27 protein-coding genes and 1 tRNA gene are annotated in these 23547 nt (G+C 41.7%); 7 read left to right on the top strand and 21 right to left on the bottom strand.

Annotated elements, in window-relative coordinates:
• Positions 1–3: 3 nt before the first annotated feature.
• A complete protein-coding gene (queG, locus tag CWC18_RS07540) occupies positions 4–1137 on the top strand; it encodes a tRNA epoxyqueuosine(34) reductase QueG (protein ID WP_138675009.1) in 1134 nt (377 codons plus the stop codon).
• Here queG and CWC18_RS07535 read toward each other — a convergent pair.
• The 3 genes from CWC18_RS07535 to CWC18_RS07525 form a co-directional block, all read right to left on the bottom strand.
• Positions 1134–2267 (bottom strand): response regulator, encoded by a 1134-nt coding sequence (locus CWC18_RS07535; protein ID WP_138589768.1) that lies wholly within the window; start codon positions 2265–2267, stop codon positions 1134–1136. The two genes, queG and CWC18_RS07535, sit on opposite strands and share 4 nt — an antisense overlap.
• A gap of 77 nt (positions 2268–2344) precedes the next feature.
• The gene (locus tag CWC18_RS07530; protein ID WP_138589769.1) at positions 2345–4291 is read right to left on the bottom strand and encodes an ATP-binding protein; all 1947 of its coding nucleotides are present in this window, start codon (positions 4289–4291) and stop codon (positions 2345–2347) included.
• 69 nt (positions 4292–4360) lie between these two features.
• Positions 4361–4855, bottom strand: a complete 495-nt coding sequence (locus tag CWC18_RS07525) for a GNAT family N-acetyltransferase (protein WP_138589770.1) — start codon at positions 4853–4855, stop codon at positions 4361–4363.
• Between the two features lie 72 nt (positions 4856–4927).
• Here CWC18_RS07525 and CWC18_RS07520 point away from each other — a divergent pair, with 72 nt between their 5' ends.
• From CWC18_RS07520 to CWC18_RS07505, 4 genes are all read left to right on the top strand, one after another.
• The gene (locus CWC18_RS07520) at positions 4928–5473 is read left to right on the top strand and encodes a glutathione peroxidase (protein WP_138589771.1); all 546 of its coding nucleotides are present in this window, start codon (positions 4928–4930) and stop codon (positions 5471–5473) included.
• 77 nt (positions 5474–5550) lie between these two features.
• Positions 5551–5832 (top strand): peptidylprolyl isomerase, encoded by a 282-nt coding sequence (locus CWC18_RS07515; RefSeq protein ID WP_138589772.1) that lies wholly within the window; start codon positions 5551–5553, stop codon positions 5830–5832.
• Between the two features lie 71 nt (positions 5833–5903).
• The gene (locus CWC18_RS07510) at positions 5904–6482 is read left to right on the top strand and encodes a glutathione S-transferase family protein (RefSeq protein ID WP_138589773.1); all 579 of its coding nucleotides are present in this window, start codon (positions 5904–5906) and stop codon (positions 6480–6482) included.
• A gap of 26 nt (positions 6483–6508) precedes the next feature.
• Positions 6509–6859 carry a DUF2750 domain-containing protein gene (locus tag CWC18_RS07505; protein ID WP_138589774.1) on the top strand — a complete coding sequence of 117 codons (351 nt, stop codon included), beginning with the start codon at positions 6509–6511 and terminating at the stop codon, positions 6857–6859.
• Here CWC18_RS07505 and CWC18_RS07500 read toward each other — a convergent pair.
• The gene (locus CWC18_RS07500) at positions 6848–7225 is read right to left on the bottom strand and encodes a VOC family protein (RefSeq protein ID WP_138675008.1); all 378 of its coding nucleotides are present in this window, start codon (positions 7223–7225) and stop codon (positions 6848–6850) included. The genes CWC18_RS07505 and CWC18_RS07500 overlap by 12 nt on opposite strands.
• A 225-nt stretch (positions 7226–7450) precedes the next feature.
• Positions 7451–7525, bottom strand: a tRNA-Arg gene (locus CWC18_RS07495).
• Positions 7526–7785: 260 nt separating this feature from the next.
• Here CWC18_RS07495 and CWC18_RS07490 point away from each other — a divergent pair.
• Positions 7786–7968 (top strand): helix-turn-helix domain-containing protein, encoded by a 183-nt coding sequence (locus tag CWC18_RS07490; RefSeq protein ID WP_138589776.1) that lies wholly within the window; start codon positions 7786–7788, stop codon positions 7966–7968.
• On the opposite strand, the gene CWC18_RS07485 is transcribed toward CWC18_RS07490, so the two are convergent.
• From CWC18_RS07485 to trmJ, 15 genes are all read right to left on the bottom strand, one after another.
• Positions 7965–8762 carry a phosphotransferase gene (locus CWC18_RS07485; protein WP_138675007.1) on the bottom strand — a complete coding sequence of 266 codons (798 nt, stop codon included), beginning with the start codon at positions 8760–8762 and terminating at the stop codon, positions 7965–7967. The two genes, CWC18_RS07490 and CWC18_RS07485, sit on opposite strands and share 4 nt — an antisense overlap.
• Entirely contained in the window at positions 8755–9384 is a 630-nt protein-coding gene (gene pnuC, locus CWC18_RS07480; RefSeq protein ID WP_138589808.1) for a nicotinamide riboside transporter PnuC, read from the bottom strand. Before pnuC ends, CWC18_RS07485 begins: the two co-directional genes overlap by 8 nt.
• Positions 9380–9634 (bottom strand): hypothetical protein, encoded by a 255-nt coding sequence (locus CWC18_RS07475; protein WP_138589778.1) that lies wholly within the window; start codon positions 9632–9634, stop codon positions 9380–9382. The genes pnuC and CWC18_RS07475 overlap by 5 nt, the downstream gene beginning before the upstream one ends.
• A gap of 159 nt (positions 9635–9793) precedes the next feature.
• A complete protein-coding gene (locus CWC18_RS07470; RefSeq protein WP_138675006.1) occupies positions 9794–11167 on the bottom strand; it encodes a Gfo/Idh/MocA family protein in 1374 nt (457 codons plus the stop codon).
• Positions 11168–11268: 101 nt separating this feature from the next.
• Entirely contained in the window at positions 11269–12342 is a 1074-nt protein-coding gene (locus CWC18_RS07465; RefSeq protein ID WP_138589809.1) for a phosphotransferase enzyme family protein, read from the bottom strand.
• A gap of 46 nt (positions 12343–12388) precedes the next feature.
• Positions 12389–13294, bottom strand: a complete 906-nt coding sequence (locus CWC18_RS07460; protein WP_138589780.1) for an NTP transferase domain-containing protein — start codon at positions 13292–13294, stop codon at positions 12389–12391.
• 77 nt (positions 13295–13371) lie between these two features.
• Positions 13372–14805: an NAD-dependent succinate-semialdehyde dehydrogenase gene (locus CWC18_RS07455; RefSeq protein WP_138675005.1), complete on the bottom strand. Its 1434-nt coding sequence runs from the start codon at positions 14803–14805 to the stop codon at positions 13372–13374.
• Positions 14806–15186: 381 nt separating this feature from the next.
• Entirely contained in the window at positions 15187–15525 is a 339-nt protein-coding gene (fdx, locus tag CWC18_RS07450) for an ISC system 2Fe-2S type ferredoxin (protein WP_138589782.1), read from the bottom strand.
• Position 15526: 1 nt separating this feature from the next.
• Positions 15527–17389: a Fe-S protein assembly chaperone HscA gene (gene hscA, locus CWC18_RS07445; RefSeq protein WP_138589783.1), complete on the bottom strand. Its 1863-nt coding sequence runs from the start codon at positions 17387–17389 to the stop codon at positions 15527–15529.
• A 48-nt stretch (positions 17390–17437) separates the two neighbouring features.
• Complete coding sequence (gene hscB, locus CWC18_RS07440) at positions 17438–17965, bottom strand: co-chaperone HscB (protein WP_138589784.1); 528 nt, start codon at positions 17963–17965, stop codon at positions 17438–17440.
• A 114-nt stretch (positions 17966–18079) separates the two neighbouring features.
• The gene (iscA, locus tag CWC18_RS07435; RefSeq protein WP_138589785.1) at positions 18080–18403 is read right to left on the bottom strand and encodes an iron-sulfur cluster assembly protein IscA; all 324 of its coding nucleotides are present in this window, start codon (positions 18401–18403) and stop codon (positions 18080–18082) included.
• Positions 18404–18415: 12 nt separating this feature from the next.
• The gene (iscU, locus tag CWC18_RS07430) at positions 18416–18799 is read right to left on the bottom strand and encodes a Fe-S cluster assembly scaffold IscU (RefSeq protein ID WP_010362765.1); all 384 of its coding nucleotides are present in this window, start codon (positions 18797–18799) and stop codon (positions 18416–18418) included.
• A 58-nt stretch (positions 18800–18857) separates the two neighbouring features.
• Positions 18858–20081, bottom strand: coding sequence for an IscS subfamily cysteine desulfurase (locus CWC18_RS07425; protein ID WP_138589786.1), 1224 nt, complete (start codon positions 20079–20081; stop codon positions 18858–18860).
• Positions 20082–20105: 24 nt separating this feature from the next.
• Positions 20106–20597, bottom strand: a complete 492-nt coding sequence (gene iscR / locus CWC18_RS07420) for a Fe-S cluster assembly transcriptional regulator IscR (protein ID WP_010362763.1) — start codon at positions 20595–20597, stop codon at positions 20106–20108.
• A 212-nt stretch (positions 20598–20809) separates the two neighbouring features.
• Positions 20810–21535, bottom strand: coding sequence for a tRNA (cytosine(32)/uridine(32)-2'-O)-methyltransferase TrmJ (trmJ, locus tag CWC18_RS07415; RefSeq protein ID WP_119861622.1), 726 nt, complete (start codon positions 21533–21535; stop codon positions 20810–20812).
• Positions 21536–21750: 215 nt separating this feature from the next.
• Here trmJ and suhB point away from each other — a divergent pair, with 215 nt between their 5' ends.
• Entirely contained in the window at positions 21751–22554 is an 804-nt protein-coding gene (gene suhB, locus CWC18_RS07410) for an inositol-1-monophosphatase (protein WP_138589787.1), read from the top strand.
• A gap of 88 nt (positions 22555–22642) precedes the next feature.
• Here suhB and CWC18_RS07405 read toward each other — a convergent pair whose 3' ends face one another.
• Positions 22643–23449, bottom strand: coding sequence for a substrate-binding periplasmic protein (locus CWC18_RS07405; RefSeq protein WP_138675004.1), 807 nt, complete (start codon positions 23447–23449; stop codon positions 22643–22645).
• Positions 23450–23547: the final 98 nt, after the last annotated feature.

Below are 23547 nucleotides of genomic sequence, written 5' to 3'. Positions count from 1 at the left end.
CCCGTGACTATCACTCATATTGACTATACTGAACTCGCAATAAAAATTAAGCAATGGGGCCGCGAACTTGGTTTCGCTGAAGTCGGGATCACCGATATAGATCTCAGTGAACATGAAGCACAACTGCAGCGTTGGTTAGACAAAGGTTATCACGGCGAAATGGATTATATGGCAGCTCATGGCATGAAAAGAGCACGTCCAGCGGAGTTAGTGCCAGGCACACAACGCGTTATTTCAGTCAAAATGAACTACCTACCTCCTGATGCCAGCTTTGCCAGAGCATTAGGTAATAAACATACAGCCTACATCAGCCGCTATGCGCTTGGCCGCGATTACCACAAGGTATTGCGTAACAGGCTCAAAAAACTAGGCCTAAAAATAGAACAAGAGGTCGAACAACTTGGATATCGACCCTTTGTTGACTCTGCGCCTGTACTTGAACGCCAATTGGCTGAGAAAGCGGGGCTAGGCTGGCGTGGTAAAAATAGCTTATTAATTCATAAGCAAGCTGGCTCATGGTTTTTTCTAGGCGAGTTATTTGTCAGCATCCCCTTACCCATAGATGCGCCCAATGAAATTGAAGGATGTGGCAAATGTAATGCCTGCATTACCTTATGCCCCACTGGTGCAATCGTCGAACCCTATGTGGTCGACGCCAGAAAATGCATTTCATATTTAACCATCGAACTACAAGGTGCTATTCCTGAGCAGTACCGTCCATTACTCGGAAACCGTATTTATGGATGTGATGATTGCCAACTGGTGTGCCCGTGGAATCGCTTCGGGCAATTAACCGACGAGCTAGATTTTCATCCTCGTCAACAAATTAAAGATCAAGATTTAATAACATTATTTGCGTGGGATGAAAGTACTTTTTTAAAAAATACCGAAGGCAGCCCTATACGTCGCATAGGTCATGAACGTTGGTTGCGTAATATAGCCGTTGGATTAGGCAACGCACATTATGATCCTCTCATCATTGAGGCGTTAAAGGCTCGACTTAATTGTGCATCCCCTTTGGTTAAAGAACATGTAGAATGGGCACTCACACAACAGCATGATAAACAAATAAACACAGAACGAAAAAAGGCCCGACTCATTAGAATCATTGAAAAGGGCCTACCACGAGACGCCTAACCTTTTTCATGTTCAGACAACAGTGCCAAATCACCTTCAATTTCTTTAAAAGCACTTTTAATCATGTCGATGGCTTCTTCTCTTGCAATTGAGTTTTGGATTGCCTCATCCACATTACTGAATATGAAAACTTCTTGATCTTCATCTAAACCCATGCTCGGGATCCGCGTTTCAAAACGCTCTTGCAATGCGCGAAACACCGTTTCACTTTGCTTGCGATTCGTCTCTAACATACCCATCAAACTTGTAAATTTTCCATTTACCATCGCTTGAGCTTTATCTAAACTTTGACGCTGAGCTGCCAATTCATGACGAGTTAAAATTGCGGTCAATTGTTGCTCTGTTACGCTCACCAAAAAACATATATGGTCTCGAATTCGACCATGCTTGCTCTCATCCTTAGGCATATTTAAAATCAGTACGCTGACCAAATCATAATTTACTAACACTCGGTTCGTAAATTCATGTAACCGCCCCTTAGATTTTAAAATATCGAATAACTCAATGACAATGGGCGAACATAACCCTGTGGTGGCAAAATGATGACGCTGCTCATCAATTCGAATTTCAACATTGCTGTTCAAGCCAAAGCTAGACAAGCATTTCGTCATAGCATTAGCCAGCGTAGGAATATCGTCCAAAAGTGAAATCTGTTCTATATAGTTAACTATTTGGCCCATTTCACTGCTGGTAGCCATTGCATCAAATGCGGTCGATGTCGCTTCTTCTACTTGCTGTTCAAGAATATCTTTATCTAGCAACATTTGACTTAAGTTCAATAACTTTGTCTTTAGTTCTCCTTGGCCAAATGGCTTTACAATATAGTCTTCAGCCCCAACAGAATAACCTTCCATACGCTCTTCAACAGACCCCCTTGCTGACACAAACATCACTACAATATGATGTGTTTCTGGGTTTGCCTTTATCGCACGACATACGTCGTAACCATTCATTTTCGGCATACTGACATCGAGTAGAATCACTTGTGGGTCAAATGACTCAATCATATCTAAGCATTCAGGCCCACTGCTTGCGAGAAGCAAATCAAAATTGAGGTCTTCAAGGATTTCTTCAATAATTTCTAAATTAAATGGTTCATCATCGACGGCTAAAATACGCTGTAGGGCCATAAGTTTATTCCTTTTGTGTTATCTCACTCATTCTATTTATAGTCGTGATTTACATGAATGCTAGTATGTTAAATGCTTTAATGCTGACTCAATGGCAACTCTATGTGGACTGTCGCACCTCCAAACTCATTGTTACTGGCATAAATACAGCCTTTGTGTAGCAATATAAATTCCTTGCAAATCGCCAATCCTAAACCCGTACCACCAGCGCCATTATTGGTTTTACTACTTTGCACAAACTTCGAAAAAACCTGCTCAAGCTCATCATCGGGGATCCCAACGCCCTGATCGCTAATGGCCACGGCAACTTTATTTCCGATTAAATCAACAGCCACCTTAATCTGGCTATTCTCAGGGCTGAATTTTAGTGCATTTCCCAATAGATTACGCACCACTTGATTCATTTGATCTTGATCACAATACAACAAAATAGGCGCTGAAGGGACACATAGTTCAAATTGGATTTTTTTTGCCAAGGCACTCCCAGCAACATCATCAATACCCGTTTTAATAATACTGGTAAAATCATAATTACTCGGATTAAAGGGAAAGCGACCAGCATCCAAACGAGATAAGTCCAAAAGGTTATTGAGTAGCAATAGCAACCGCTCACCACTGGTTTCTATTCTTGATAAATATTTTTGTAATTTGTCTATTGGTGCTTCCCCGCTGCTTAACCTATCTAATCCAAAGCGCGCAAAGCTCAAAATAGAATGCATTGGAGTACGTAATTCATGAGACATATTGGCTAAAAATTCTGATTTGCTTAAATTCGCAGCCTCTGCAGCATCTTTCGCACTTTGTAGTTGCGAAGTCCGTGCTTGAACTTCTGCTTCAAGTACCTCTTTGGCTTCTTCTAAAACTTGCTGTTTTTTCTTTAAGTGCGCGACATTTTTAAATATAACCGCAAATGCTACTTCGCCATGATGATCTATTTCATTAAAAGTGCCCATTAAAGGGATATCACCTGACGCCTGTGGTAATACCAACTCACAATTAAAGTGCCACTTTATACCCACCTCTTTAATCGCCAATTTTAAAGAGTCAGTGCAGTCAGTCGCAAATAAATCATACAGAGAACGCGCTTGTATCTCGCTTTGTGACAAATTAAGTAATCGTATTGACGCATCATTCGCTTCAATAATCGCACCACTGCGCTTAAACAAAACAATGGGGTCTGGAGTATGCTTGTAAATAACTCGTAATAAGCTATCCCGCTCAATTAGCGCATCAACGGTCTCTTGTAGTCGTTCAACCAACTCTTGATTTTGCCGCCGTAATAACTCGGTCTGCCATAATTTATGGAGTGATTGCAGTAATTCACTTTCATCAAACGGCTTCAGTAATACATCTTCAACCCCCTGTCGAATGGCTTCCATCATGTCTACTTGGCTTGCTCTGGAAGTAAACAATAAACAGCGGCAATTTGGCGATAACCCCTTAAGCTGCACAAACATCTCAACGCCAGTGCCGTCTTCAAAATTAAAGTCACTGATCAATAAATCAATGTGATCTTTACTTGCTACTTTTAATGCTGAGCCAATCGTTGTTGCGGTAAATACGGTTAGCTGCGCCCCACGTAAACTAATGGCTAGCAGCTCTAAACGTATAGCGTCATGGTCCACTAATAGCACTGTTGGCAACACCAAGCGTTGACTTGCGCCGACTTCTAATACACGCTCTAATAAATGCGTGATCTCTTTATTGGCAAAAAAAGGGTAAACTACAATGCCATTCGGCAGTGCTTTATTAAATTGGCTAAATACTTCTAAATGTTCGTTATTATCTGGTTTTGGCGCTAAAAGGATGAGTTTGCAATGCTCTTTTAAAGAGGAAAGTAGCGTTAAATAATGGCTAGGGATCCCATGTGCGATGGCAATAACATCATAATGAGTAAAAGTAATTCCTTTATCAAGCATATTATAGTGAATATGCTCAACCTGCCCACCTAACAGTTCAAACAATACTTTGAGTCGCATTGCCAACACACTATTACTATCTATGATCAATACTTTATTCGACATAATCCATTTCTATTCCTTGCCCTAACACAAGTAGTGTAGTCGAATTTTTTAACTTGTTAGAAACCTAGGCTACCCATTGCCTAACTGCTTACCAAGAATGGTTAAACTGAACCGCTTGCCATCCATACGGGCAATATGAGGTAACTTCCCCCAGCAACTATAACCCTGACGTTCGAACAATTTTATACTGGGCACATTATGTGAAAAAATGAAGCCGAGTAAGGTATCCACGTCAATGCTTATTGCATACTGCTCAGCGAATTCCAGTAATTGAGTACCTAACCCTTTCCCCCTTGCTAGGGCTGTAATATAGATACTTATTTCACACGTTCCAGCGTAAGCTGGGCGGCCATAGAATGACTTAAAACTCAACCAAGCAAGCACAACTCCCTGGGATTCATAAACAAATAAGGGTCTCCTTGGTGTGTGGCTAAAAAACCATTGGCGACGCGCTTCTACAGTCGTAGGCTCAGTATCCGCTGTCACCATACGACTGGCGATAGTTTCATTGTAAACAGCAACGATAGCAGGCAAATCTCGATGTTCCGCAATTCTAATAGTCATAGTGTAAGAAAGATGATCAAATCAAGGTCTATTGGCGTATCATAAAAGAGTTCATTAAACAAAGGAAAGGCAATGCTAAACAAATTACTCACACTGACTCTAATTTCATCAAGCTTATTATTGAGCTCGCAAGTACTCGCTGCAACATGTGATGATTTTACCAATGTAGAATTAAGAAAATTACGCTCTCAAGACACCCTTAACTTGTGCCAGTTTAAAAACAAGCCTTTGCTTATCGTCAACACTGCCAGTAACTGTGGTTTCACCGGTCAATTTGAAGATTTAGAAAAACTCCACAAAAAGTATAAAGACCAAGGGTTAGTAGTATTGGGCTTCCCATCAGATGATTTTTTTCAAGAAGAAGATGATGAGAAAGACACAGCCAAAGTTTGCTTCGTTAATTATGGGGTGACTTTTAATATGTTAGCAACATCAGATGTACGAGGTGATAGCGCAAACCCTATCTTCAAACACTTAGGTGATAAAACCAGCTCTCCAAAATGGAATTTTTATAAATATTTAGTCTCTGCAGACAGACAAACGATTACTCGCTTCAATAGCCGCACTAAACCTTTATCAGACGAAATGGTGAGTGCCGTAGAAAAAGCATTACAATGATATCGTGAGTTTTTAATACAAGTGTATTAGAATAAATAGTGAATAAAAATTAATCACAAGCGAAATATGGAGAAGTTATGACAGTTGCAAGCGCAAGGCACATCCTAGTAGATAGTGAAGCGGAATGTTTAGATTTAAAATCGCGCATTGCTGCCGGTGAAGATTTTGCTGAATTAGCAAAGCAGTATTCTAGTTGTCCTTCAGGGCAAGACGGTGGAGCACTTGGCGAGTTTGGCCCTGGTATGATGGTCCCTGAGTTCGATACTGTGGTATTTGCTGCACCACTGAATGATGTACAAGGCCCTGTTCAAACACAGTTTGGTTACCATTTACTTGAAGTAACAAGTAGAACTGAGTAAGTTCATACTTATGCCAATAAGCCGCTTTTTGCGGCTTTTTTTTGAGTTAAATTTGGAAAAGGAACACTGCTATGCAACTATTTGGTTCTGATACATCCCCCTACGCGCGCCGAATTCGATTATTCATTGCTCATCACGCCCTCGATATAGAGTATATTCACCTCGATATCTTTTCCGACGAGGGGAGAAAGGAGCTCATAGCACATAACCCAGCTCGGAAAATCCCATTTTTAGTGAACGGATCACAGCAAATAAGTGACTCTAACGTTATTTTTCGTTACCTAAATGAACACTACGATTTGCCTAGGCCAACTTGGTGGCAAGAAAATCAGCTGACAAATATTAACGCCTGTAACGATTCGTTGGTTGAACTACTTATTTGTGATCGCTCAGGCTTGGACACGCACAGTGACGTACTCTTTTTTAACCTACAAAGGGAACGTATTGAGCAAGTACTTTTAGATTTAAATGAACAATGTGTGAAAACTCACTTTTTAGACTGTCAGTACTTGCAGATCAGTTTATACTGCTTGCTAGATTGGATCGTGTTCAGAGAACTCACCGATCTAACCTCATTTGCTGCCTTATTGAACTTTCACACCGTTCAATCACAACGCAAAGGAATAAAGCAAAGCGATCCACGCAACTAAATAACATATTTAAAAAGGTATACGCCATGAGCGACATTGAAATTGAATCAGAACTTGTCACCTTTGTTGAAAAGGTTCGCCTCGGTGAACAGGTATGGGCACTGGGTGCTGAAGATGGTGGCGTTGTGGTATGTGAATCAAACCAGTTCGAAACGACTGACGTTTTACTCGTGTGGGATAGCGCAGAAAAAGCGCAAGCTCAGTGTAAAGATGAATGGCAGGGCTATATACCAACACCCATTGCACTTGATGAGTTTTTAGATGAGTGGGTTGAAGATCTCAATGAAGACGAAGCATTACTTGGTCTGAACTGGAATGACGAAAATGTATGCCTTGAAATCGAACCAACTGGTTTAGCGCGAGCGTTAACTGACTAAGGCTACCAAGGTACCATCAATAGCACGCACATAAGCTTGTGTGTGCTCATTTTTACTACATGGTGGCATTAACGGCTCAGCACCTGCAGCAACAGCTTTATCATAACTTTCACTGACATTATTACATAGCATAGTTAACTCAAACCCCAATGCTGGCTGTTTGGGCTGAGACCGTATATAGCTTTGTTTAAACTGTGCTTGCGCATAGGGGTGACTGGCAAACCCAAGTGTCACTTGGCCCGTGTTTAACTCACCATAATCTGCTGTTTCTGTTAATTCAAGCGCACTCAACCCAAAAGCCTGATAGTAAAAATCAAGCACCTCTTCTACGTTATCAACATAAATAATTGTTTTTAAATACCGCATGCTACTCGCCAAAACTTTAAAAGCGCCACAATTCACCATCAAACATTCTGTAACTAAAGCATATTTTTTAAGCTGGGTAAAATACAATCAGTAAAGTTTGTATAAGTAAAAGTGGCTATACTGGATGGTGATGAGGCTATCGAAGAGTATACGCTGGAATAAAAAAGGAAGACGTAAAGCAAAATGCGACTTTGTCGCACTTTAAAAATGAACCTAAAAGCTGTTTGGCGCTCTCGGAAGGGATCGAACCTTCAACTTAGCCTCCGGAGGGCCACGTGATATCCATTTCACCACGAGAGCGACACAGCCGTTTTTCAACCGTGTTTATAATAATGCTATCGATGGCCAAATACTAGCACTTGTGCGCTACATGCCTAATTTTTAATCTAAAAATCAAAAAAACACTATACATTGCACAAAAAACGCGATATTTAACTATGCTTAGTTATACTTTCGTCGGTGCAACATGCCATTTGTGTTCACCGAACAATGCGAAACAGAGCAAAAGCCCTATAACAACAAGCGCATTGTGCTTAAATAATATCAAGAGGATTATTATTATGACCCCGATGACCACTGAACAAGTAGCTGAATTTCTCGGCGTAAAAGTAGAGCGTGTAAGGAGACTATCTAGGGAGAACTTACTTGTTGCAAAAGATAATGATGCTGATGGTCAGCCTATATTTGATAAAACAGATGTGGAAAAGTACAAAGAGCTAGCACAAAGGTTAGGCGGGATCTAGTCAACGAGACTGTGTAGTCTTGCAATGAGGGGCCTCACATGTGAGTGTGCTCCTCTGCTTTGATACCAGTCGATACTCAATAATAGATAGACAACCTGATACGCCACTAATTTACCGATAGCATAGTCAGGTAAAGTGAAGTAACGATGTGCGTAATATGTCTTTAATAACGCCCCCTGTGCGTGTGTATCCAAATTAAAGCTACAACTGAGTGCAGCCAAATCAAAGTAAACATCATTATACTGGGCATACTCAAAATCAATTAATCTAGGCCCACGATCCGCATTGATTAGGTTATCAAATACCAAGTCGTTATGACAAAAAGCCAGCTCTCGCGGCAACGATTCAATCAATTTAACAGCCCGTAACATATGATGTTCAGCACAGTCGAGCTCTTTTAATGTAAGCTTTTTCACAAAGCTGATTATATCGATAGGGGCTGTATTATCCAGCCCTTGGTATTCATGTAAAGTCACCAAACATTGAATAAGATTTACATCAAGCGCGGTAAACGGGGCTACCTCTTCAATAAACTCAAATAACGCAATACGCTTATCACAGTCGTATGCCCTAACCGATTGCGTGATCCCCATATCCGCAAGCGTATTTTGAATATTTAAAATAGGTACTGGCACCTCGCCTTTATAGCATTTTAATAGTAACTTTCCTTGGTTAGTCTGTAATAGGAAGTTATCGTTACTTAACCCTCGAGCTAGGCGTTCAATACCCTCTACATGCAATGTCGGTAACAATGCTTGAGCTAGCGCAGTTAAATCAACCGGCGGGTTAGTCATATTCTAATTTTGCTAATGATTGGCCTTCACGTTGCTCATGTTCATCATACCAACGTTTGTAACCCCAACACACCAACACGGTATAAAAAACAAATAAAACCAGCGTTGGATAATAGCCTTTTGCAAAATATAAATAGATTGAAGCAGTATCAATCACTATCCAATATAAAAAATTCTCCAACACCTTTTTAGCCACTAAGTACGTGGTAACGATCGCAAAACAGGTGGTAAAGCTATCGAGGTATGCCAGTTCAGCACTGATATATTTATCCGTCAAATAACCTAATATGACAGCAATTATACTGGTCACTATGATAATTTTAATGTGTCGGTCAAGCGACCAAGACACAATGGGCACTATGGATTGCTCCTGCGTTTTTTGCCACATTCTCCAGCCAACAACCGCCATTATCATGTAATAAAAATTCAGCGCAGACTCCATAACTAAAGCCCCATTCCAATACATCACCGTGTAAATAAACGTACTGATAAATGCAGCAGGCCAACACAAGCGATTCTCTTTGATGGCCAATAGTAAGTATGCCAAAGAGAGCAATACAGCAATATACTCCCAATACGACATCGCGGTAAAACCAGAAAGTACGCCTCGTATAAATTCAATCATTGGCGGACAAGTCACCGGAAATAAATTTACACACAAAAACGATTTTTCCATAAGTAATGAACGAGCGCTTCATTTCTGACTGTAGCGTCTGCATAACTAAATCATAGTCACCAAACACCTGGGTAGACATAGTATTGGTAATAACTTTTAGTTCTAGATTTTGATTTAAGCGGTCAATGAACTCTTTAATAAATGGAATATAATCACTATGAAGTGGATATTTACTGATCTCAACTGACAGTTTCATTACTGCTCTCTAAAGGAAATATAGACATGGCTATTGTAGCCGCCGATAGCGACTTTGGCGACCATTACTCACACTAAACACATGTAAAGCAATCATAAATAAATACATATTAACAGCAATAAATAGGGCGATTTAATGATTAAAACACCCTAACTCTATTCATGCGCCAACAATGCCAAGTGGTTTCGCATTTTTCCATGCGCCACGCGTAAAGTCAGGTATATCAACAGAATTACTGCGGTTTGCAACCGATTGTGCAGATAATGGTGATATAACAGACCACGCTGCTCCATCATAGACATCTTGATCAAGCGGCTCACCATTACGTAAACAATAAATCATCCGCCAAAACATCAAAAAGTCCATGCCACCATGGCCCCCATTGCGCTGTGCTTCTTCTCCCATTTTAACCCAAAGAGGGTGATCATATTTATCGTACCAAGCCTGCATATCATGATCCCATTCATGAAAACTCTTACTGCCATTATTTTCTAAGGCAATCCGGTTTGGGAAACCAGCAAACACACCATTGGTCCCTTGAATTAAATTATGACGAGAATAAGGCCTTGGCGTGGTTGTATCGTGCTGTACCATAATACTGCGACCTTGAACGGTTTTAATTATCGTGGTGTTCATATCACCCGCGATATAATCGAGCTGATTACGTTGATGCCCCGCTGCAAATTCACGTTTGGCATAAGCGCTTCGGCCTAACGCAGGTGAACTCATAGAGGTTAGATAATCAAAGCGATCACCCCGGTTAATATTCATATACTGTGAAACGGGTCCTAGGCCATGGGTTGGGTATAAATTACCGTCGCGCTTTGCATGCCACTCAGTACGCCATGAGCCTGTCTTATGCTCAACCTCTTTCATTTGCCAACGTAATTCATGAATATAAGCGGCTTCACCATGCAATAATTCGCCAAACAAGCCCTGCCTAACCATATTTAGTACCATCAACTCATCACGACCATAGTTGACGTTTTCCATCATCATACAGTTTTTCTGAGTACGCTCTGCGGTATCTACAATTTGCCACATTTCATCTACCGTCAAGGCCAGAGGCACCTCCACAAAGGCATGCTTTGCGCTATTCATGGTATCGATAGCCATCGGAGCATGCCATGCCCACGGAGTAGAAATAATCACTATATCAATATCATCACGCGCTAGCATTTGTTGATAAGCTCGTTCGCCCCCAGAATATAATGCTGGCTTTTCTACTCCCTTATCAACTAAATATTGAGCAGAACGTTCCAAAACTTCGTCATGAGTGTCACAAATTGCGACTATTTTTGTGCCTTCAATATGGCTCATGCGTTTTACATGCCCATAGCCACGCTGCCCAACACCAATAAAGCCAACACGTACAATTGGCATTTTTGGTACTACCAATCCTATAACAGATTGGCCCTGAGCTGCTGGCGATTGGGGGAGTGATGTATTTGTTTGCGCACACCCGGCTACAACACTGGCTGCTGCCGTTGCACTGGCTGCTTTTAAAAAATCACGGCGGTTAAACTTTTTCATTGTTATCCTTTGTCATTACCACAACTATTCTGGCCCTATATTACGTTATTAGCGACGACCAACAAGTCTGACAAGCATTAAAAAAGCGCATAAGCGCTTTTTTAATTTTTAACAAGAATACCCTTTAAGGTGCCTTCTTTATCAAGTATGTCTTGGTACAACTTAAACTGATTACGTGCACGCTCTAAATTGTGCGTGGCGTGCTTGGTCGCAAAGTAATTATCACCATCTAAATAATCCGTCAAAAAGCGCAGGCCTATCATGAACGGCATTACTTTTGCACCAAGTAAGAAGCTCATTTTTTCTTGCTCAGTGATCGACTCAGATAAAGGCGAAACATATCCTTTCACAATGGCTTCGAATATTTCCTCTCGTACTTTTACAGCAGATAAATCTGTAGAGTCTTCGGCTTCTGGTGAGCAAAAAGTACGTACCATATCGCCAAAATCAAATAACCAATAACCCGGCATACAAGTGTCTAAATCAATGACGGCCTTACCTTTATTGCTGCTATTGCAAAAAAGCATGTTATTAATTTTAGTATCATTGTGACAAGGTCTCAGTGGAATAGTCCCAGCCAATGCCTCTAGTTCAGCAACTAGGCTAACTTGGCTTTCACAAAAAGAGATATCCGTCATACAATTCGCTACACGGTCATGCTCATCTGCACTCACCGTATTTTTGAATGTCTCAAAGCGCTTGGTTAAATTATGAAATTCAGGAATAACATGATGTAATGTTTGTGCATTAAAGTCTTCTAGCGCCCGAGCAAATAGCCCAAATGCATTGGCTGCGGTTTGCGCTTTCTCGGTGCTATTAACCACGTCTTCACTGTAACTTCCCCCAATAAACTCTAATGCGCGCCATACCTCGTTATTATGGGTTACTAAATATTTACCATTAATTGTTGGTAAATGCTTAATGATATTCAGTTTATACTTACCTGTAACCGCTTTGTCTGACAGGTGCTGCTCGATAGCCCGTGCATTTTCTACAAGGTGCTCTGGCTGTGGAAAAACATCCGTATTGAGCTTTTGTACTACCACCGCCTGACTGCCATCTTTTAGTAACATTGTGGTATTAATATGACCATTACCGATCGGGTTCATCACAGCGGTGCTGCTATCTAAACCAAATTGTTGCGATAAATAATGCACTATCGCAGTGTTCTTCATGTGCACCTCATTGCGTGACCGCGTGTGTGAAGGGACTGAGACTTGCTCATCCATGACGTAATTCATTTAATTTTCCTGCTACGCTATCTAGTTCTTCTTTGAAGGTAATGCCATACCAATCATCTATGGCTGAATAAGCTGTGACATGAATTTCATTCAAGGATATACATGCTTGAATACAATCGGGCAAATAATACTCCCTTTTGATAGCGTTGTCATCGCCATCTAAAAACCGAGAGAAATCATGATTCAGATATGTCATAAGCTTAGGAGTGATCCCCCAAAATGTCATGGAGGCAAGTGTGTTTTCATTGATAAGTATAGTGTCACCCGCACACTCACCGAGTAGTTGTTCGTTTTCCATCTTAATATTTAAACATTCTTTAACCGATACCAGCGAGTCACCATCTAACAGGCATAGACCGCGATTTACGCCTCCCTGCTCTGACAACGTACGCTTAATTGGATAACCCACCATAGCCATATGATGTTCATTCGCAGCGGTTTCAACAAAGTGGCTAACCAATTGTTCGTAAGCGTTTGGTCCATAATAATCGTCGGCCGTGATCACAATAGCAGGTCGGGTAATATAGTCACGCGCCGTCAATAACGCATGGCCCGTTCCCCAAGGTTTTAGTCGCTTTTTTGCCCTATCAAGATGCTTTTTTGGCACATCTAATATCGTTTGCTCAACTAAATGAATCGTTAAGGTCTGAGGTAAACGTGGAATAATACGTGTTTCTACCGTGGATCTTATCGCTGAATTTATCACCAACACAACTTCCATGACTCCCGCATTATGAGCATCTTGGATACTTAATTCCATAATGGAACATTCTAGCCCTGGGATTTCTGCTATCTGCTTATTACCACCAAAACGGCTACCAAGACCTCCGGCTAGTATCACCAGCAGCGGCGTAAGCACTGCCTTATCCGTATTTCCGATTACCATATCAGACCACTAAATATTAATAGGCGGACAAGTTTACAGCGCTTTTTAAATAATAGAAAGTCATTGTAAAACTTGCGTTAATCAAACCTTTGGCAGAGATACTTAACTTCAAGATACTCTTCGAGCCCTTGCTTAGCCCCTTCACGACCTAACCCTGATTGCTTCACCCCCCCAAATGGCGCTACTGGATTCGAGATCATACCTTCATTTATGCCAATCATGCCATACTCTAACGCACGAGAGACCCGATGTATTTGCGACACATCTTGTGAATAGAAATAAGCGGCGAGCCCCTCTTCTACTCCATTGGCAAAGCTTAAACTCTGCTGTTCATCCGTAAATGTTATGACTGACACAACCGGCCCAAATATTTCAGTGTTGGCAATGTCCATATCGGGTGTCACATGAGTTAAAATAACAGGGGCAATAAACAGTCCTGTTTCTACAGCTCCTTGGTAATGTACTTTCGCACCTTGGTTTAATGCCAAAGAGATCAAGTCTTCTACTTTGACTTTAGCAGGCTCATTAATTAATGGCCCTAAATCGTTACCTGCCACCATACCATCACCGACTTTTAAAGCAGCCACAGCCGTTGTAAGACAGCTGATAAACTCCGCCATACATCCTTGCTCAACCAGCACCCTGTTCGCCGCTACACATGTTTGCCCTGCGTTACGAAATTTAGCTGCCATCAAACCAGTAACCGCTGCAGCTATATTTGCGCTGTCATAGACAATAAAGGGCGCGTTTCCGCCAAGCTCCATAGATGTGCGTTTGATTGTCGTAGCCGATTGCGACAGTAACAATCGCCCCACCCTTGTGGACCCTGTAAATGTTAACTTGCGGATTGCTGCGCATTGGCAATAATACTCAATCAGCTCAGCAGGTTGAGTCGTTATCAGCACCTGAAACGCCCCTGCTTCCATACCTGCCTGAACAGCTAATTTTGCTAATGCAATGGCACTCAATGGGGTTTCTTCAGATGGCTTTAAAATAAAGCTACATCCCGCCGCATAAGCTGGTGCAACTTTGCGCGTGATCATCGCAAGCGGAAAATTCCATGGTGTGATGCCAAGTACTACACCGACTGGTTGTCTAATGGTACTCAATTGCACCAACGTATTTTGACTCGGGATAGTCTCGCCATAACTTCGTATGGCTTCTTGCGCAAACCACTCCACAAAGCCCGCAGCATAACGCACTTCACCTAGCGCTTCATGCAATGGCTTGCCTTGCTCTGCGACCATCAATTCTGCCAGCATCTCTTCATTTGATAAAATTAATCCATGCCATTTTTTCAGTACCTCACTGCGCTGTAGCACTGAAACCAAACGTAATTGTTCTAATGCGTGTTTAGCACCCGTTAACGCCAACATCCTGCCTTTTTCATCAACAGATGAGACGTGCTTTACAGTTTGCTGATTAGCTGGATTCAATACCGCAAACATATCCTGAGTTTGATATGACTGACCGTTAATAAAAGAATGTTCGTGTTCTAAGAGCAATTGCATCGAGACAACCCGTTAATCTAGTTATGATTAATATGCCACAGTTATGGCGCTATAAACAAAAAAACCGCAGCACTTATGCTACGGTTTTCATCATAATAAATGACAGAGATTAGGAGCTGTTGATCTTTTCTGTTCTATTTTTGTTCTCTTTGAGCGTGCTTTTATCACAGCGCTTAATGTGTGGCCTAGTAATCTAAGCGAATATTAAGCAACAAAGAGAAAAGGGCGCTCAAAAGAACCGGTAGGCAGCGCTTGATTGGCTTTTCTACTATGTTATCGGCTGACTCACATGGAATAACCATGCTACGCAGCCTCTGCCTTGTATAAAAGCCAATCACACTGCTACAAAAATGAACCTGAAAGATCAACAGCCCCTAACTATTAATGATCTTCATTTACGATGTTTAAATTGTACTTAGGAATTTCAACCACAAGATCTTCATCTGTGATAATCACCTGACACCCTAAACGTGACTCAGGTTCCAAGCCCCATGCTTTATCTAGCATGTCATCTTCTAATTCATCACTTTCATCTAATGAGTCAAACCCTTCACGTACAACAATGTGACAAGTAGTACATGCACACGACTTCTCACATGCATGGGGAATACTAATGCCATTTTTCAATGCCACGTTTAACACTGTTTCCCCTTTAGGTGCTTCAATAGCAGCGCCTTCAGGACATAATTCTTCATGGGGTAAAAAGATGATTTGTGGCATATTACACCTCGTCTACAGACTGCCCTTGCAGTGCTTGTTTAATTGATACATCCATACGACGTGATGCAAATTCGCTACTTGCGGCATCAACATGTTCAATGGCACTCTTAATTTGATCCGGTAACGTTGCTTGCTCACGCGTGTTCACCAGCTCCGTCATCGCTTCACGTAAATCAGCAAGTTCTTGCTCATTTAATAAATTACTGTCTGTTAACAAAGAAGCTTCAAGGGCTTCAAGTACCCTGAGTGCCTCTACTTGCTGCTCTTTTAGCATACGCGCTTGCATATCTTCTTTAGCGTTACTCATTGAGTCTTTAAGCATTTGAGCAACTTGGTCATCCGATAAGCCAAACGAAGGTTTGACTTGGATGTCAGCTTGGACACCGGTGGATTTTTCTGTGGCAGATACACTCAATAGCCCATCCGCATCCACCTTAAACGTAACGCGAATATGGGCAGCACCCGCAGCCATTGGCGGTATGCCTTTTAAGCTAAATTTGGCCAGCGAACGACAATCATCAACCAGCTCTCGCTCACCTTGGAGTACATGCAACGACATCGCAGTTTGACCATCTTTGAAGGTCGTGAACTCTTGCGCTCTAGCAACTGGAATTGTGGTATTGCGTGGGATGATTTTCTCAACTAAGCCACCCATCGTTTCAAGACCAAGCGACAACGGCAATACGTCTAATAACAACATATCAGAGTCAGGCTTATTGCCAACTAAAATATCAGCTTGAATAGCTGCGCCTAATGCAACAACTCTATCTGGATCGATAGACGTTAATGGCTGTTTTGCAAAAAAGCTTTCCACGTTTTCACGAATAACCGGCATCCGTGTCGAGCCACCCACCATAACAACCTGCAGTACTTCTTCGTTAGTCACACCGGCATCTTTCACTGCACGGCGACAAGCACGTAGGGTTTTCTTCACCAGAGGCATCACAAGTTCAGCAAATTCGCCTTGTGTTACTGCCACGGTATGAGTTTGTTCTCTAACCTCTAATTTAACGTTAACCGTTTTATAACCACTCAGCGCTTCTTTACATGCTTTGGCTTTATTCATGAACAAACGTAATTCATGGACGTCTAAATCATCAATTCCTACTTTTGACTTAAACAATGACACCAGCATGGAGTCAAAATCATCTCCGCCTAAACTTGAGTCACCGCCTGTGGCCAATACTTCAAAAACACCTTGGTTTAAGCGCAAAATAGAAATATCAAAGGTACCGCCACCTAAGTCATAAACCGCAATAACCCCTTCTTGGCCTGAGTCTAAACCATAGGCCACAGCGGCCGCAGTTGGCTCATTTAGCAATCTTAAGACATTAAGTCCGGCAAGTTCAGCCGCATCTTTGGTACTTTGACGTTGTGCATCATCAAAATAGGCAGGGACCGTGATCACCGCGCCCAAGATATCTTGACCTGCAAAGCTCTCAACAGCACGTTGATTCAATGTTTTGAGTATTTCAGCCGATGCCTGAACTGGGTTCACTGCGCCTGCGATGGTATTAATCGCAACGTTACCGCTTTGCTCAATAAACTCATACGGTAACTGACCATAGCTTTGTTCGATTTCAGCTAACGTTTTGCCTAAAAAACGCTTTACTGAGATAAGGGTATTAGTTGGATCTTCAACAGAAGCTTGTTGAGCCTCTTGGCCAACAATGATCTGCTGCTGTTGATACCTAACCACAGAAGGTAACATGGCTGTGCCAAATACATCCGTCAGTGTTTTCGCTTCGCCGCTTTGTACTGTCGCAACCAATGAGTTGGTAGTTCCTAAGTCTATACCAATCGCGAGTTTATGTTCATGTGGTGCCGCGCTCTGCCCCGGCTCAGCAATTTGCAATAAGGCCATTATGCTCTTCACTTTGCAGCTCACCTTCGAAAAGGTCAGCCTGTAAGATTAATCAAATAAACTGTCTTCAATACGTGCGAGTTCATCACGTAATTTAAATACAAACTTGAGTTTACGAATGTTATCAGCAGCTTCCAATAACATACTTTCATCAGCTTCATCAGCTAATTGCGTAAATAACTGCGCACTGTACTGTTTGTCTAATGCGTCTATTTCGGCTTCAAAGTTTTCAATGGCTTGTTCAACATCACTGCTATCTGCAAGCTCTGATAGCGTTTCACGTAATTCCATTTGCTGCATTAAAAATAATGGATCTTGTAATGTTTTTTGCTCTGCTCGAATATCGACACCGCGCTCACTAAGCATATATTCAGCACGCTTCAATGGGTGTTTCAACACAGCCAGTGCATCGTTAATTTCAGCTGTTTTTTGCACTGCAAGTAACTTTTCACGTTCACTCTTTCCTGCAAATTTATCAGGATGTATGACACGCTGTAAATCTAAATACTGTTTATTAACTTTAACTAAATCAACGTCGTAGGCTACTGGAATATCAAACAACTCAAAGTAACGCATATCACTTATTCACTTCTAAAAGGCTTTGCTAAAATACAATAAAGCCCCACTAAAGTAGGGCTCTATACCCAAAAAATATTTCTTCAGGTATGTTACATCCGTAAAACGAATAAGTTAAACGGTAAAGCTTTCTCCACAACCACATTCATCTTTTTGGTTAGGATTAGTAAACTTAAATCCTTCATTTAACCCTTCTTTCGTGTAGTCCAGTTCGGTGCCATCAATATATACTAAGCTCTTAGCATCAATAATGACCTTCACATCTTGGTGTTCGAAAACTTCATCACCTTCACTTAACTCATCAACAAATTCGAGTACATAAGCAAGACCTGAACAGCCCGTGGTTTTTATGCCAACACGCAAACCTAGCCCTTTGCCACGATTGTTTAAAAAGGTTCTAACTCGATCTGCTGCCGCGTCTGTTAATGTCACTGCCATAACTATTTACTCTTACTTTGCTTGTTTACTTTTGTAATCAGCAATTGCTGCTTGAATTGCATCTTCTGCTAGGATTGAACAGTGAATCTTCACTGGTGGTAATTCTAGCTCTGCAGTGATATCTGTATTTTTAATTTCAGCAGCTTCATCTAACGACTTACCTTTAACCCACTCAGTAACCAATGACGAAGATGCAATAGCGCTACCACAGCCATACGTTTTGAACTTAGCATCTTCAATAATACCACCATCAGATACTTTGATTTGCAGCTTCATTACGTCGCCACATGCTGGCGCGCCAACCATACCCGTCGCAACATTTGGATCATTTTTGTCTAAAGAGCCCACGTTGCGTGGGTTCTCTACATGGTCAATTACTTTATCACTATACGCCATAATACTTTCCTCACTATATGCTCATAGCGTTGAGCTACAAGCAAAAATTGCTTAATGCTTAATGGTGTGCCCATTCAACGCTGTCTAGGTCTATGCCCTCTTGATGCATTTCCCAAAGCGGTGACATTTCACGTAGGCGGCCAATCGACTCTTTCATTAATTTGACGGTGTAGTCGATTTCTTCTTCTGTTGTGAAGCGGCCAATACTGAAACGAATTGAACTGTGTGCAAGTTCGTCGTTACGACCTAGTGCTCTTAATACATATGAAGGCTCAAGACTCGCTGAAGTACATGCTGATCCTGACGACACAGCAATGTCTTTAACTGCCATTAGCAAAGACTCGCCTTCAACAAAGTTAAAACTGATATTTACGATGCCTGGTACAGACTGCTCAACACAGCCATTGAAGTACACTTCATCCATACCATCTTCACCCATAACACCATCAATCAAACGCTGACGAAGCGCGCTGATGTGTGCATGGTCCTTTTCAAAATCTTGTTTTGCAATACGAAATGCCGTGCCCATACCAACCAACTGGTGTGTTGCTAAAGTACCAGAACGCATACCACGTTCATGACCACCACCATGCATTTGTGCTTCTAGACGAGCACGTGGCTTACGACGTACATAAAGTGCCCCTACCCCTTTGGGACCATAGGCTTTATGACCAGAGAAAGACATAAAATCAACTTTCAACTCTTTCAGGTCAACTTTAACTTTACCTGCGCTTTGCGCACCATCAACATGGAACATGATCTTACGTTCACGACACATTTCACCAATCGTCGCGATGTCTTGAATAACACCAAGCTCGTTATTTACGTGCATAACACTCACTAAAATAGTGTCTTCACGCATTGTGGCTGCTAACTTTTTCAGGTCAAGCAAGCCATTTTCTTCAACTTCCATATAGGTTACTTCAAACCCTTGGCGTTCAAGCTCACGACATGTATCAATCACTGCTTTGTGCTCTGTTTTTACAGTGATGACATGCTTCCCTTTTTTCTGATAAAAGTTTGCTGCGCCTTTAATAGCCAGGTTATTTGACTCTGTTGCGCCAGAAGTGAATACAATTTCACGCGGGTCCGCGTTAATTAAATCAGCGATATCATTACGCGCTTGGTCAACAAGTTCTTCTGCCTGCCACCCAAAGCGGTGCGAGCGAGATGCTGGGTTGCCAAAATTCCCTTCCATTGTCAGGCATTGCATCATTTCGTCGGCAACACGCTGATCAACCGGAGTGGTTGCTGCATAATCTAAATAAATCGGTAACTTCATTTGTTTCTCCGCTTGACGCCAACCTTAAAGTTGACAGCTCACTTGAATATTGTCTAATTGCTTCATCGCACTATTGACGCTGTTATCCTGACGTAATGCAACAGATTGCACCTCAGAATTTGCGACTAATTCGGCAAGGGAAATGTTTTTTAAAAAATCTTCGATACGCTGGCTTAAATCAGACCACAATGTGTGCGTTAAACAACGCATCCCACTTTGGCAACCGCCCCCTTCTCCATGACAACGTGTCGCGTCGACTGACTCATCAACGGCGTTTATCACGTCACCCACAGAAATTGCTTGCGCATCACGACCAAGTAAATAGCCGCCGCCCGGACCTCGTACTGAGCTCACTAACCCATGTTTACGTAATCGAGCGAATAATTGTTCAAGGTAAGATAAAGATATTTCCTGACGACCTGAAATATCAGCAAGAGGGACAGGGCCAGCTTTAGTATGCAACGCAACGTCTAACATTGCTGTTACCGCATATCTGCCTTTCGATGTTAATTTCATAAAGCCCCCAAGCTCGATTACCAAAGCGCAAATTTTAATTACCTGACTAAGATAGTCAAGTATTACTCACTTGTAATACCAGTCTAATCACAGATACTGCCCAAATACCCGACTAAAATACTCAAGTATTATCATATTGTAATTACCCGAGTAATTTAGTCAAGTATTATCTTGTGCAAATCGTGTTCGACCACACAGCCTATTTACACTGGCTATTTTTGCGTCGATTTATTAATTGAGGTTAAAATACCGCGCAAGATATTAAGCTCTTGATCCTCTGGGCGAGCGCGGTTAAATAAGCGTTTTAATTTGGTCATAACCATGCCAGGGTGCTGCTTTACAATAAAGTTAGTTTCATTGAGTGTACTTTCTAAATGTTCGTAGAATAACGCCATTTGCTTAGCGCTTGGATAAACCGCATCATCTTCTTCAACTTTGACTTCTTGCGTCGCCAAGAAGGCCATACGCGTTTCATACGTTAAAGTTTGTACTGCCATTGCTAAATTTAACGAACTATATTCAGGGTTGGCTGGAATACATACGTGAAAATTACACAGTTGTAATTCTTCATTGGTTAAACCGCTATTTTCACGACCAAACACCAAAGCAACAGGCCCAGTATTTGATTCTTTAACCAATTTCTCAGCACATTCTCGAGGATCAACCATTGGCCATGACAACGTACGTGAACGTGCACTCGTGCCTATGGTTAATGCGCACCCATCAATTGCTTCCGATAAGGTATTTACCGTGGTTGCAGCACCAAGTACATCGGTGGCACCCGCAGCTAGAGCACTCGCATGACTATCAACTTCACAAGCCGGGTCAACCAAAAATAGTTTGGATAATCCCATCGTTTTCATCGCGCGTGCGACTGAACCAATATTGCCTGAGTGAGATGTATTTACTAATACAATGCGAATGTCTTCTAATGCCATCGTTATAAGCCCTGATAAAAATAATGCGGGAGTTTACCACAGCTTGCGAACAGCCCCATAGTAAAACCCGCAGTAAAAAAATTAGTTTAGAAAGATCAGTTGCGTATAAAAAACCACCAGCTTAATTTCATAATTATTGTTTACTTTGTAGCAAAAGTCGCTAAAATACGCCGGCTTGAAATAATACTGTTCTTTTACAACCCAAAGGTAATGCTATGCATCCAATGTTAAACATTGCGGTACGCGCTGCGCGTAATGCAGGTAAAGTGATCTTACGTGCATGTGAAGATTTATCAAAAATCGAAGCTCAACAAAAAGGTAGCAACGATTTTGTTACGAACATCGACAAAGACGCTGAAGCGATCATCCGTGATACGATTTTAAAAGCTTTCCCTAACCACTCATTAGTAGGTGAAGAGTTAGGTGTAATTGAAGGCACTGATGCAGATTACCAATGGGTTATCGATCCACTTGATGGCACAACTAATTTCATCAAGGGCATTCCTCACTTTGCAGTATCAATTGCATTGAAAGTGAAAGGTCGTGTCGATCAAGCTGTTATTTATGATCCAATTCGCAGTGAATTATTCACCGCTTCTCGTGGTCAAGGTGCTCAGCTCAACAATACCCGTATTCGTGTAACGAAAAGCAATGATATTGCAGGATCAGTATTAGCCACTGGTTTCCCGTTCAAACAAAAACACCATTTAGACGCTTACACTGAAGCATTCAAAGCATTATTCATCCACACTGCTGACATCCGTCGCGCTGGCTCTCCTGCGTTAGATATGGCCTATGTTGCGGCAGGTCGTATTGATGGATTTTTCGAATTAGGTTTAAAACCTTGGAATACGGCAGCTGGCGAATTACTCGTTAAAGAAGCGGGTGGTATGGTTATGGACTTTGCAGGTGGTGCAGGTTACAACCACAGTGGTAACGTCATTTGTGGTTCACCAAAACTTTGCCAACTTGTGGTAAAAGAAATTCGCCCAGTATTGACTGAATCATTGCTGTGCTAATTTAATCTGTTTTTATAAAAGGAGGCACATGCCTCCTTTTTTCTTGCCTATATCTTTGGTGTTAATGCCCTTTTTATTAAAGTAATCATTACTTAGGCACTTCAAAGTAGGGGTTCTGTAGTGAGATTTTTCTCGCATTATCCATAGGTAACGCATTAAGCTTGGCCAAGAAATAACGCTCAAATAACACATCAAACTCACCGTTTTGCTGCATCAGTGCTAACCCTTTTTTAAGTGCAGTCGCGACCTCAGGTTTTTCCTTACTCACGAAGAAATAAAAAGCACTTGGGTACTGCAAATATAAATTAGGTAAAATCACTAAGTCGTCATTGTGTTGTTTGGCAAGTTCTGAGGCAACCTCAATAAAAGAACGTGGGAAATAATCTATTTTTCCTCGGGCAACCATCGCAAACATTGCTTGATATTTAGACATCGGCCTGACTGGTAAATCATTAAAAGCGAGAATTTTTGTATCAGGCCAATCATGGCCTTGCACGGCGGTTAACTTAGCCAATTGCGCTTTGGTCTCTATTTTTTCAAACCTTGCTAAGTGCGTGCGGTTTATCATCAGAGCCCGTTTACCAATAAACCCTTTAAACAATGCTACAGGAATCGCTATCGCCAATTGCTCTCGTTCTGGACTGGTCATACTCCAATGTAAGTCCACTTCACCACGACTCAATGCCATTAACGTACGCTGCTGATGAGGATGCACTTCAATATGCTCTACCTTTACCTCAAACTGGGCCGCTAGTAACGCTTTATCAAGCAACTCATATAAGTATAAATCACGGTCATAAAGTGCACGCTGCTCTTTTGCAACGTATAAAGTTGATACCGCATAAGATGTACTAGCCCAACTACACAATAGGCACAGCCATATGAATTTCCCCATATGCTCGCTCCAAGGTTGTTTTCAATTAAGCTACACGTTCGCGACTCGTTACTCAAGAATTATCACTCGTACTTCACCTAAAGTCTAAACTCATAGCA

Origin of the sequence: Pseudoalteromonas aurantia (assembly GCF_005886875.1) — a bacterium.
GTDB classification, from domain to species: Bacteria; Pseudomonadota; Gammaproteobacteria; order Enterobacterales; family Alteromonadaceae; genus Pseudoalteromonas; species Pseudoalteromonas aurantia_A.
Note: the sequence above shows the minus strand (reverse complement) of the source record. Positions and strands in the feature narration are given on the sequence as shown.